This is a genomic window from Nitratidesulfovibrio oxamicus, from assembly GCF_015731765.1.
Classification (GTDB): domain Bacteria; phylum Desulfobacterota; class Desulfovibrionia; order Desulfovibrionales; family Desulfovibrionaceae; genus Cupidesulfovibrio; species Cupidesulfovibrio oxamicus.
In genome coordinates this window covers 1-11,494 of the sequence record NZ_VRYY01000727.1, presented here as the reverse complement: position 1 = coordinate 11,494, position 11,494 = coordinate 1, and the positions used below count along the sequence as shown (strand labels likewise).

The window sequence follows — 11,494 nt, the reverse complement described above, 5'->3', positions numbered from 1 at the left end:
CTGGGTGAAGTTTGTTTTCGGTTTAACCACCGGAGTGAGGACTTGTTCCCCATACTTTTAAAGGCATTGAAGACAAGTCCAGCAAGAGATTTTATAACGGATTAGTCCGTTTTGGTTAGGTATTACCTTCTGTTTTGCAACGGGGGCATGCTGTTTATGTGAGGTAGTCTCGGCTTGATCTGCCCCCCCCCTTGAACGAAGGAGGGAACTCCGTTTTGATGGAAGTGCAAGCGAACCATCAACCGGGCACCATGCCCACGGAGTTCCCTCATGGAAAGTTTCAATCAAAACGTCATTCGTCACAAGACCGGACTTCTCAACCTCGCGGCGGACCGTGGCAACATCTCCGAGGCGTGCCGCATGATGGGGTTTTGGAGGGATGCCTTTTACCGGTACCGGGCGGCACGGGATGCTGGCGGCGTGGAGGCGCTGTTCGAGGTCACTCCCAAGAAACCGAACCTGAAGGACCGGGTCGAGGAAGCCACGGTGCAGGCGGTCATCGAACTCGCCATCGAGTTTCCGGCCCACGGGCAAGTCCGGGCGCAGCAACGAACTGCGCAAGAGCGGCGTCTTCGTCTCGCCGTCGGTCGTGCGCTCCATCTGGCTGCGCCACGGCCTGTCTTCCATGAAACAGCGCCTGCGCGCCCTGGAGAAGAAATCCGCCGGGAAGGCCGCGTGCTGACTGGGGTGCAGGTACAGGCTCTGGAGAGCAAGAAACAGGATGGCGAAGCCTGCGGCGAGAGAGAAAGCCTCCACCCGGGCTATCTTGGCAGCCAGGACACCTTTTGCGTGGGCACCATCAAGGGCGTTGGTCGCATTTACCAGCAAACCTTGGTGGATACGTACTCCAAGTGGGCGGCGACCACGCTGTGCACCACCAGGACGCCCATCACCGGGGCGGACCTGCTGAACGACCGGGTTCCGCCCTTCTTTGCCTCACGGGAAATGGGCCTCCTCCGCATCCTGACGGACAGGGGCACGGAATACTGCGGCAAGCTGGAAACACATGATTACCAGCTCTATCTGGGCGTAACGGCATCGCACACACCAGAACCAAAACACGGCACCCGCAGACAAGCGGCATCTGCCAACGCTTCCACAATACCATCCTGCACGAGTTCTACCATGTTGCCTTCCGGCGCAAGCTGTATCACTCTCTGGAAGAGTTGCAGACACACTCTGGCACATGGATGGAGCACTGCAATGGCAAGATGACGCATCAAGAAAATGTTCTGTGGCAGAACGCCCATGCAAACACTTCTTGATGGAAAGAAGCTCTGGGAAGAAAAGGTGGGACAACTCAACTAAACCTGACAACCGGCGCCATCAGGACGGAGCAGGATGTCAGATCAAGTCTGGACTACTACAGAGCAGAATCGTCGGGTGCGTTCCGGTTGGCGCGTGCTCCCGGGCAATTTCCCCCGGCGGTTCTACAGCTTGATGTCCAGTTCCTTGAGCTTGAGCCAGAGTTGCTTCCGGGTGATGCCCAGAAGCTCCGCAGCCCGAATTCTTCGCCCCCCCGTCTTTTCCAGTGCCTCAAGGATGCGTTTTTTCTCGAACCGGGCCACCCCGTCGGCCAGGTGGCCAAAACTGGTTTCTCCCGGCTGCTGCTCCTGGCTTGCCTGCGTGGCGTCGCGGATGCGCTTGGGCAGGTGCCCCACGTGGATCCTGTCTTCGGCGCACAGGATGACCGCGCGTTCGATGGCGTTTCGCAGCTCTCGCACGTTGCCGGGGTAGTCGTAGGCCAGAAGGGCGTTGCGGGCCTGCTCCGAGAACGTGACCTGCCTGTCGTGCTGGGCGCAGAAGCGCCGCAGGAAGCGCTCCGCCAGGAGAGCCACGTCGCCACCGCGCTCGCGCAGGGGCGGCAGGGTCACGGGCACCACGTTTATGCGATAGTAGAGATCCTCGCGGAAGGTTCCTGCCTCTATGGCTTCCTCAAGATCGCGGGCCGTGGCGAACACGGTGCGTACATCCACCTTGCGGGGTATGTTCCCCCCTACCGGGGTCACTTCCTGGTCTTCCAGCACGCGCAAGAGCTTGGCCTGCACGGCAAGCGGCATCTCTCCCGCCTCGTCGAAAAAGAGCGTGCCCCCGTTGGCGGCCTCGAACTTGCCCTTGCGGGCCTGCTGCGCCCCGGTGAACGCGCCCTTCTCGTGTCCGAAGAGTTCGCTCTCCAGAAGATGCTCCGGCAACGCCGCGCAGTTTATCTTGATGAAGGGCTTGTCGCGCCGTTTGCTCAGGCGGTGCAGCGCACCGGCCACCAGTTCCTTGCCGGAACCGCTGGGGCCAAGCACCAGGACCGGCACGCAGGACCCGGCGATTGCCCGGATGCGTTCGAACACCTTGAGCATCATCGGACTCTCGCCGATGAACTCGCCCTCGTCGCGTTCGCCGCGAAGCCTCGCGTTTTCACGCTTGAGGTCAAGAAACCGGAAGTAGCGCTCAACAGCGATAAGCAGTCCGTCGCGCGGGAAGGGCTTGCACAGAAAGTCGAAGGCCCCGGCCTTGATGGCCTGCACCGCCAGTTCCACCTCCGGAAAGGCGGTGATGAGGATGACCCCCGTGCCGGGATAAAGCTCGCAGATGCCCTCCAGAAGCTCCATTCCGCTCATGCCCGGAAGCCTCAGGTCCGTGATGACGAGGTCGAAGGGACGTTGCCGCAACAGTTGCCGGGCTTTTTCGGCATCACCCGCGGTGGCTACCTCGTAGCCCGCCTGGGAGAGGGCGTGCTGCATGCCGAGGAGCATGGAGAGTTCGTCTTCGACAAGAAGTACCGAATGCTTGCTCATGGAGTGTCCCTTGCGAGAGGCAGGCGGATGACGAAGGTTGCGCCGGTGCTTGACGCGGGCGTTGCGGCGCCCTCTTCTGCGTTCGTGTCCGGTTCCGGTTGGTCCCTCGGCTCTAGCGTCAGCGTGCCGCCATGCCGGGAGACGATGGCAGCGGACACGGCAAGCCCCAGCCCCGTACCGCTTCCCGAGGGTTTGGTGGTGAAGAACGGATCGAAGATGCGTTCGCGGTGCTCGGGCGCCACGCCCGGTCCCGTGTCGGACACGGTGATGCGCACCTCGTTTCCGACGATCCTGGCATCCAGGGTGAGGGTTCCCCCGGCAGGCATGGCGTCGGCGCCATTGAGCACCAGATTCAAGATCACCTGTCCCATCTTGTCCGGGTCGATGAAAAGCGGCATCACGTCCGGGGCCACATGGCTCACAAGGGTCACGCCCTTCCTCTGGAGGGTGAACTCCACAAGGCCCCGGGTGCTGGCGAACAGGTCCTCGATGCGCGTCTCGCTCACGGCCAGCGGCGCGGGCCGTGCGTAATGCATGAGCTCGCCCACGATGCGTCGGATCTTCTCCAGGCCGTCGTCGATCACCTTCTCGTGCTGGCGCCTGGCATCTTCGTCCATGCCGCCAGCGGTGAGGTTGCGAAAGCACAGGATCACCCCACCCAGGGGGTTGTTGATCTCATGGGCAACCCCCGAGGCCAGTTGGCCAATGCTGGCCAGCTTCTCGGCCTGGTGCATGCCCTCGATGCTGCGCAGGCGCTCGCGCTCCGCGTCGCGCAGGCGCGCAACCATCCACAGGAAGCTGGCCTGCAGGACGCCTATCTCGTCCTCTCGGGCCGGAAGCTCGCGTATGGGAGTGCTGAGGTCGCCGCGCGCGGTGATGTCGTTCATTGTCCGGGTTAGCGCCGTGAGCGGCCTCGAGAAATGCCTGCCCGCGCACCACACCAGGGCCAGCGCCACCAGGAGCATCGTGGCGCTTATGCCCAGCACCTCCGAGCGCAGCGTGCGCAGGCCCTGGTACATGGCATTCAGCGAGTATCCGATGCGGCACGCCCCCCAACGTTTCGAGCCGATGGTCAGCGGGACCGCGATGTCCAGATGGGGCCCGAGGTCTGCGGTGTCCTTCTGGGTGACGAGCGGCTCGGTGGCGCCCAGGGCGGCCGCGGTGGCTTCGTCCGAATGGATTCTGCCGTATTCGCGCAGGTTGTTGTGGGCGATGACGCGCCCTTCGGTGTCGAACACCATGAAGTAGACGATGCGCGCATCAAGACGCATCACGTCGGCCACGAAATAGTCCAGGTAGTCGGTCATGCCGGTGGAATCCACCATGCCCAGGCTTTCGTAGATGCTGGCATTGGTGAACAGGACAGATGAGATACGAGCGATTCCCAGGCCCTGCTGGGTGACATCGCGCAGAAGCAGGTCCTCTTCGCGCTGTATGGTCACGAAGCTTATGACGCCGATGAACACCGCGATGCAGGGCACGGCGAGCAGTATGAGCTTGGCCTGCATGCCCATCTTCACGGTTTTTCCTCCGTTCCGGTCTGTTCCTGGGGGGACAGCCCCATGCGCGTCTCCATGGCCCGGAAGGCTTCGTACACCGAGGTGTCCACTGTAACGAACCCGTGGCGCAGCACCTCGTTCCATCCGGTGGAGCGGGCTGTCACCTCGGGCGATGCGGGGTCGATGGCCAGCAGGGTCCTGCGAAGGGCCTCCCGCACGGGCTCGGGCACGGCGGCCCGGGCAACGATGATGAAACCCGGGAACGGCGGCGTGGCCGCCAGCATGCGAAGCCCGGAGCCCAGGTAGCGCATGGCCATGGGTTCGCCCACGGCCCCGGCGTCGTACTCGCCCCGCAGCACGGCTCGGGCAACGGCGTCGTGGGTGCCCAGATTGTCCCAGCGCGAGAAGGAGGCGAGGGTAATGCCATGCTGCTTCAGATAATCCAGCGGAACGAGATAGCTTGCGGTGGAGTCCGGCGAGCCGAAGGCGAAGCGCTTGTCGGTAAGGTCGGCCACGGTGCGGATGTCCTTGCGGTCATCGCGCACCACGATGAGGCTGCGGATGGTGGGGGTGCCGTCCACGCCCGTGACGGCGCATATGGGGTCGAGCGGCGTACGTTCGCGCGCCTGCAGGAAGGTGCGGCCAGCCAGCAGGGCGATGTCCAGGGTGCCGGCCTGGAGGCGGTCGACGATGGCCGAGTAACGTTGCTCCAGTACCAGATCATAGCGCCATGGCTGGCGCTCGGAGAGGTAATCGAGGAAGGGCTGGTACTGCTGGTAGATGACTAGGGGATGGTTCAGCGTGATTACGCCGAACTTGAAAATGCGCTTGGGGGAAGATTCGTCCGCGAGGGCGTCGGGCGCCGAAAAGCAGATGGCGAAGCAGAGAGAGAGGACGACCAGCGGCGTGGCGAACATGTGGCCCATGGACAACTCCGGCCCGCGGCATAGGCGCTGGCTCAGGTTAGGTTTGAAGGCGGTTGCGGCAGATCCGGAGGGCCAGGCCGGCGCCCCTTTGCATCTCCCGCATACGGACAGCAGAACCCCGCAAGATATCCTGTCAGGCTAAACGGGGTGCTGCATCCTCCTTCAGGGGCTTCATCACGAGGCCATTCGTTCTCTGGCACGAGCACCACCGGCCCGTTCTTGTGCATGTTGCGCAACGCGCTGCCCGAAGCTGGAAAGCAAGGCCGCCATGCCTCTGCATTCGGCCTGTCCAGCCATGGGCTCGCTTGATATTTCTCCGTCAGAATGATGTCCACCCCAAAGGCCGGTCGAGGGTTGGGATGAATTTCACACCATGACGAATGAACAGGCAGCACTCTTGTCCAGGATGCATCACCCGCAGTTGGCGTGACGGTGTTTCTCTGCCCGGGACGAACCATTCACCGCGAGCATGGAAAACTCCGGACAGCAATCTTGGTGCGGGCCATCATGCGAGGACGGTGACCTTGCTTGGGCATGAGCTGTTCACGGTTTCGGCAAGGCGCGCGCCGGTAAATTCCCTGCCCCAGCAACGTGGGGGCAGGAAGACCTCGTCCACGCGGTTTTCGGTGGCGGCCGCCAGTATTTCTCCGAGCGGTTCGCCCCAGCGAACCATCAGCGTGACCTCCACCCCCCGCTTGCGAGCGCGCTGGCGAAACTCGCCGAGCCGGTTCAGGCATTCGCGCTCGCCCAGTTCGCGAACGTAGTGCACGAAGCCTTCCTTGTCGCCCTGGGTGGCCAGGGGGTCAACCATTCCATAATGCATGAGGTCTTTCTCCACAACATGCACAGCCAGAATGCTGCCGCCCTCTTCATGCGCCAGGGAGATCACGTGGTCTTCCGCCTGTCTTGCCTGCGCCGAGCCGTCGCTGCCAAGTAAAATGCGTCTCATTCCACTCTCCTTGAAAAGCGCGACCGCCGGACGCTCGTCCGGCGGTCGCCTGGATGAAAACATGAATCAAGCGAGAACCTTGCACAACGCGATGACCGCGAACCCGAGGAAGACGACGATGGAATCCTGACGGCGGGACTTTGAGATGGACTTGAAGAAAGACATGATCGGCTCCTTTTGATTATTTCATGAAGTAGAGGACAGCGACCAGGGCCAACACGGCTTTCAGGCCCGCGACGCCAAATCCGAACACGAAGCCCTTGAGGCCTGCTGCGCGCAGGTCGGAGAGGCGCGTGGTCAGGCCGATGCTGGCAAAGCCCAAGAGGAAGGCCCATTCCATGAACATCTTGGCCACCTTGATCTCGGCCTTGCTCAGCATTCCCATGGTGTTCATGCACACGATGGTGATGAAGCCCAGGATGAACAGGGGGAACTTGTCGCGGATCATCTGCAACTTGTTGATCTTGACCACTTCGTTGCCCTGCTTTGCCTCCTGCGCTGCGGCCATGAGGGCCAGCATCAGCACCACGAAAGGCAAAAAGATCACCCGGCCGATGTTGTAGATGCCGGCTACCTTCCCGGCGTCCGGGCTGTAGCCGAACCCGGCGGCGAGCACCTGCGCGGAATTGATGATGCCCACGCCCGCGAAGGCGCCGAACTGCTCGGCGGTCAGGTTGAAGAGCCTGCCCACCAGCGGGAAGGCCACCAGGGCCAGCAGGCCGAACATCAGGACCACCGCAATGGCATAGGCCATGTCCTCGTTCTTGGCTTTCACAGCCGGGGAGATGGCGATGGTGGCGGAAACGCCGCACACCGACATGCCCGCCGCCAGGCAGGCGCCAAGCGACGAAGACATGCCAAGCCTGTTGCAGAGCCACATCATGATCAGGGCGGTGCCGAACAGGAACACCGCGATGAACACCAGGGCCTGGCCGCCAACCGACACCAGGCCGGCCAGCGAATAGCTCGACCCCATGACCACGATGCCCGTCTTGGTCATGATGGTGGAGTAGCGCAGGCCCGGCTGGAACACCGCAGGCACGCCCACGGTGTTGCGGATCGCGATGCCTATGATGATGGCCAGGATGAAGTCCTTGAGCGAGAGGTAGGTTTTGAACAGGGGATAGGTTTCAAGCATCGGGGCCAAGAAGTTGGCCACAAGGGCCACCGCCGTGACCAGTATCAGGCCGGGCAGGCTTTCGAATATTGCCTGGGCGAATGCCTGCTGCTTTTCAAAGGGTTGCGAAATGACGTTTTCCGACATGGGATCCTCCTGCGTGCTGTGGTGTCCCCGCCTTGGGCAAGAGTAATGCCAGAAAACCATATGTTGTGATTTCGGATGGTTACGAAGATGACGTCCCGCTTCGGCCGGGTTTGGTGGGCCGTAGGGGAACGCATTTGAAGTCCATGTTCCCGAACGGGAACATGGACTGTTGCTTGCGATACGAGGGAGGATGCGATTTCCCGGAGAAGGTCGGTACCTGGACCGGGGATGACGAGGAGCCCCATCCCGCCCGGATCACGGTCCATGGCAACGAGTGGGGGCCGTGCAGCGCCGAAGGCCCGGCACGGGCAACGTGGCGACAGGCCGCGGAGAAGATCGGCGTGGAACCGCGGGTGACCCCGGTGGCCGACCTTGTCAACTGGCGCTCCGGGGCCTTGCCGACGACGCGGGCCGCGACCGGACCCGCACCGTCATCATCTCCGGCGCGGGAGCGGGGCGGCTATTGCCCCTGCTTGACGGCCAGCGGAGTGCCCGCCTGCCCGGCGTAGAAGACGATGATTTCGGCGGGCTCGTTGCCGGGGTTGAAGCCCAGGTGCGGGGTATTCACCACCTCCACGATGGGGTCGCCCGCCGCGAGGCGCAGTTCCTTGCCGTCCGCCGTGGTTACCGTCAACTGCCCGCGTGTCAGCACCCCGGCGTTGATCACCGGGTGATGGTGCAGGGGCAGTCGCGCCCCGGCGGGAATGGTGATGCGCAGGATGGTGACTTGCGGCTGGCCCTGCGGATACGCGGGCAGCGTGGCGCCGTCCCAACTGCGCTCAGACTGGACGAGTTGGACGGAACTGACGGCCTGGCCGGAGGTCTGGTCGACGGACTGGGGGGTGGAGTTGGGGGCGGCTGGCGTGTTCGTGTGCCGGGGCGCACAACCGCCTGACAGCGTGATGGCGCACAGCATGAGGGCGGCCAGCAAGCCGGGGGGCGCCAGTCGGCAGGCCGTTAGCCGGGAGGCAGGGGTGACGAGGCCGGGAAAACAGGTGCTGCCGGGGCAGAAGGTGGTAGAGGTGCGCATGCTGTTCCCCAGGGGGTGTCGGGTGTGGGGTCGGGTCCGGGAACCGGCGGCAGGTCGTCCGCTCTGCCTGGGCCGGGAGGGAGGGCTTGCCCTGGCCGCAGCGGGAAGGTCCGGGCCGACCCGGCGGCGTCTTGGCCAGCCGGGTGGCAATCAGGCCCAGGCTGGCAACGCTCAGGGGGCGGACGCGCCTGCCTTGAGGTGCTTCTGCCGTTTGCGGTCATACATCAGCGTGTCGCACCGCTTCAGCAGGGCGTCAACGCTTTCGCCGTCGCGCGAGCAGGCCAGCCCGTAACTGAAGGCCACGCGGTATGTCCTGCCGGAGGTGGCATCCTGTTCCGCCAGGCTGTTTTCAAGCGTGCAGAGCCGTTCGTAGATCGCGGCGGGGTCGTTGTCGAACTGGACCACGGCGAATTCGTCGCCGCCAAAGCGCATCACGCTGAACCCTTCGTCAAAGGTTGTCCGCAGGCCTTCGGCTAGCGTCAGTAATGCATGATCCCCGGCAGCATGTCCGTATCTGTCGTTGATGGCCTTCAGGCCGTCCATGTCCAGCAGGGCCACGCACATCTTCAGTTCGCGCATGCGACGGGCCTTGGCGATGGCGTTGCGATAGGCGGTCCTGTTGGCCAGCTTGGTCAGTTCGTCGCGTTCGGACGAATTGATGAACACGGTCACCAGCAGGATGATGCACGAGATGGCCCAACTGCTCCAGATGGTCAGGAAGGTGAAGTAGTGCAACTGGATGGCCGCGGTTATGGCGGGCAAGGCCAACGCCAGGGCGAACAGGGCCGCTTCTTCTGCCCGCAGCCGGGCGCGATGTCGGATCAGGACGCTTACCGTCAGGGCCTGATAGCCGTAGAACATGGCCGGGGATACGACGAACCACGGCCCGCGCGAGTAGGTGTTGTCGGGCGCGATGGAAAACAGCAGCCCCGCGTTGTAGCTGAGTATGGCCAGTGCCGCGTTGCAGGCCAGGGGAAGCGTCCAGAACAGGATGGCAGATGGGGCAAGGCGCACGCCGGTCCAATGGTGCAGGAAGGTCCACGTCAGGAAGGCGGGCACGGGCACCAGCAGAAAGCCGATGCTGTTGATCAGCTTGCCGAGGGGGACAAGCTGCACGTTGTCACGGATCGTTGCGTTGAAGTTGGTATCCAGCGCCACGCTGCATGCTTCAAGCACAAGCAGGGTGAAGACGCACACCATGACGGATATGAGATGCCGGTGCGCGGGAATGTTCCTGTCAAGCTTGATGCCCGCAACTGCAATGGCTGGCAGCAAGGCGAGACACATGAGAATATCGACGTGGATCGTGGACAGGTATGTCATGGAGTGTGTCTGCTGGGGGTGCTGGTATCCATGCTGCTGCAGTTGCACGTAACGTGTGTCACAAGGCCGACTTTTATTGCAAAAGCTGGTCATTAACGCCGTTGTGCCGTCTCCGTTATCGTGTCTCGGCAGTAGAGCGTACCGGAACTGTTCCGTCAAGGGGTGGAATAATGGGTTGTACGGTGGCCGAGAAGCGGCCCCCTACACCCGCACCTTCTTCTCGTACAGATCGGGCAGATCGTTTTCCAGCAGCACGGCGTCGCCGGGGCCGATGTTGGCGGCCAGCCAGGCGCGGGCAGCGGCGAAGTCCGGGCATTCCACCACAAGCTGGTCTGGCCCGGCGGCGGCGCGGAAGGCATCCACCAGCGTGGGGATGCGGTCCGGGGAAACGGCCAGCAGCACGTCGGCGCAGGCTGCCGCGCGGGCGCCAAGGTCGGCGTGGGCGCTGTCGTGCAGGGTGCCCAGTTCCACCATGCCGGGGGTCACCAGCACGCCGCGCCGCCCGGCCTTGCGGTACAGGTCCAGCAGGTCGAGGGCGGAGGCGAAGCCGGAGGGGTTGGAATTATAGGCGTCGTCGATGAGCACGGAGCCGTCGGGCTGGGGCTTCACCTCCAGCCGATGGGCGATCTGCGGCAGGCTGCGCAGGGCGCTGACCACCCGCTGCGGTTCCACGCCCACCCCGCACGCGGCGGCAAAGGCCAGGGCCACGTTGTCCACGTGGTGCATGCCGTGGATGGGCGCGCGCACCGCATATTCCTGCCCCTGGTACAGCAGGCGGGCATGGATGCCGGAAAGGTCCTGCCCGGCCTCCAGCACGCGCACGGAAGGTTCCGGCGCGCCCGTCATGACCGTCATGACCGTCACGCCCGCAACGTCCGGTCCGGCACCCCCGTCCGTACCCGCGCACAGCAGCACCGCGCCCGCGTTGGCGGCGGCAAAGTCGCGCGCATGGTCGTAACCCAGCAGGGCGGCGGGCAGCACCACCCGGCCCCCACGGGCCACGGTGGCGTGCGCCAGTTCGAACTTGGCCCGCACCACGGTGGCCAGATCCTTGAAGCGTTCGTAGTGCGCCGGGCCCACGTTGGTGATGATGGCGAAATCGGGCGGGGCCAGCCTGCACAGCCGTTCGATGGAGCCGATGCCGTAGGCGCCCATTTCCGCGATGAAGAAGCGGTGCGCGTCGGTCAGCCGTTCCCGGATGATCCGCGAGATGCCCATGGGCGTGTTGATGCTGCCCGGCGTCATCAGCGTGGGGTGGTAGCAGCCCAGCACGTGGGCCAGGATGTGCTTCACGCTGGTCTTGCCGTACGAGCCGGTGACCGCGATGACCGTGGGCGCAAGGCGCAACAGCTTTTGATGGGCCTCGTTCCAGAAGCCCTGCTGGATGCGCGCCTCCACCGGGGCCAGCGAGGCGTTGGCCGCCACCAGCGTCAGCGGCAGCGCCTGCACCCCGAGCATCCAGAACGGCAACAGCGCAGCGGGGTTGGCGGGGCACAGGGCCAGCGCCACGGCGTACACCGCCGTCAGCCCCAGCGCCACGGACAGGATGCGCCTGACCCGCGCGGTGAGCACCAGTTTCTTCTTGGCGGCCTTCAGGGGGTTGTCTTCCACGGCGGCCACGGCCAGCAGCACCAGGCCCGCCGCCCATTTGGCGTACGTTGCGGCCTCCGGCGCGGTCAGCGCCGCGCCCCAGCAGGCCAGCAGGGGCAGGGTG

8 protein-coding genes and 1 pseudogene are annotated in these 11,494 nt (G+C 63.9%); 1 reads left to right on the top strand and 8 read right to left on the bottom strand.

The annotated features are described in order from the left end of the window. Positions 1 to 270: 270 nt before the first annotated feature. Positions 271 to 1,308, top strand: a pseudogene (locus FVW20_RS17755) (helix-turn-helix domain-containing protein). 122 nt (positions 1,309 to 1,430) lie between these two features. Here FVW20_RS17755 and FVW20_RS17750 read toward each other — a convergent pair. From FVW20_RS17750 to FVW20_RS17715, 8 genes are all read right to left on the bottom strand, one after another. Then, entirely contained in the window at positions 1,431 to 2,789 is a 1,359-nt protein-coding gene (locus FVW20_RS17750) for a sigma-54-dependent transcriptional regulator (protein ID WP_196610621.1), read from the bottom strand. After that, positions 2,786 to 4,303: a sensor histidine kinase gene (locus FVW20_RS17745; protein WP_196610622.1), complete on the bottom strand. Its 1,518-nt coding sequence runs from the start codon at positions 4,301 to 4,303 to the stop codon at positions 2,786 to 2,788. The genes FVW20_RS17750 and FVW20_RS17745 overlap by 4 nt, the downstream gene beginning before the upstream one ends. A gap of 2 nt (positions 4,304 to 4,305) precedes the next feature. Continuing rightward, entirely contained in the window at positions 4,306 to 5,214 is a 909-nt protein-coding gene (gene phnD, locus FVW20_RS17740) for a phosphate/phosphite/phosphonate ABC transporter substrate-binding protein (protein ID WP_196610620.1), read from the bottom strand. 505 nt (positions 5,215 to 5,719) lie between these two features. Next, the gene (locus tag FVW20_RS17735) at positions 5,720 to 6,163 is read right to left on the bottom strand and encodes a universal stress protein (protein WP_196610619.1); all 444 of its coding nucleotides are present in this window, start codon (positions 6,161 to 6,163) and stop codon (positions 5,720 to 5,722) included. 181 nt (positions 6,164 to 6,344) lie between these two features. Then, positions 6,345 to 7,427 (bottom strand): YeiH family protein, encoded by a 1,083-nt coding sequence (locus FVW20_RS17730; RefSeq protein ID WP_196610618.1) that lies wholly within the window; start codon positions 7,425 to 7,427, stop codon positions 6,345 to 6,347. Between the two features lie 460 nt (positions 7,428 to 7,887). Next, complete coding sequence (locus FVW20_RS17725) at positions 7,888 to 8,457, bottom strand: cupin domain-containing protein (protein WP_196610617.1); 570 nt, start codon at positions 8,455 to 8,457, stop codon at positions 7,888 to 7,890. Positions 8,458 to 8,628: 171 nt separating this feature from the next. Next, a complete protein-coding gene (locus FVW20_RS17720; protein ID WP_196610616.1) occupies positions 8,629 to 9,780 on the bottom strand; it encodes a GGDEF domain-containing protein in 1,152 nt (383 codons plus the stop codon). 201 nt (positions 9,781 to 9,981) lie between these two features. Then, positions 9,982 to 11,494: Mur ligase family protein (locus tag FVW20_RS17715; RefSeq protein ID WP_196610615.1), on the bottom strand; the 1,513-nt coding region annotated here is incomplete at its 5' end.

Excerpts from the sequence above, each read along its gene's own strand:
- FVW20_RS17730 (WP_196610618.1), bottom strand. The coding sequence starts at position 7,427 with ATGTCGGAAAACGTCATTTCGCAACCCTTTGAAAAGCAGCAGGCATTC.
- FVW20_RS17720 (WP_196610616.1), bottom strand. The coding sequence starts at position 9,780 with ATGACATACCTGTCCACGATCCACGTCGATATTCTCATGTGTCTCGCC.
- FVW20_RS17735 (WP_196610619.1), bottom strand. The coding sequence starts at position 6,163 with ATGAGACGCATTTTACTTGGCAGCGACGGCTCGGCGCAGGCAAGACAG.
- FVW20_RS17750 (WP_196610621.1), bottom strand. The coding sequence starts at position 2,789 with ATGAGCAAGCATTCGGTACTTCTTGTCGAAGACGAACTCTCCATGCTC.
- FVW20_RS17725 (WP_196610617.1), bottom strand. The coding sequence starts at position 8,457 with ATGCGCACCTCTACCACCTTCTGCCCCGGCAGCACCTGTTTTCCCGGC.
- phnD (WP_196610620.1), bottom strand. The coding sequence starts at position 5,214 with ATGGGCCACATGTTCGCCACGCCGCTGGTCGTCCTCTCTCTCTGCTTC.
- FVW20_RS17745 (WP_196610622.1), bottom strand. The coding sequence starts at position 4,303 with ATGGGCATGCAGGCCAAGCTCATACTGCTCGCCGTGCCCTGCATCGCG.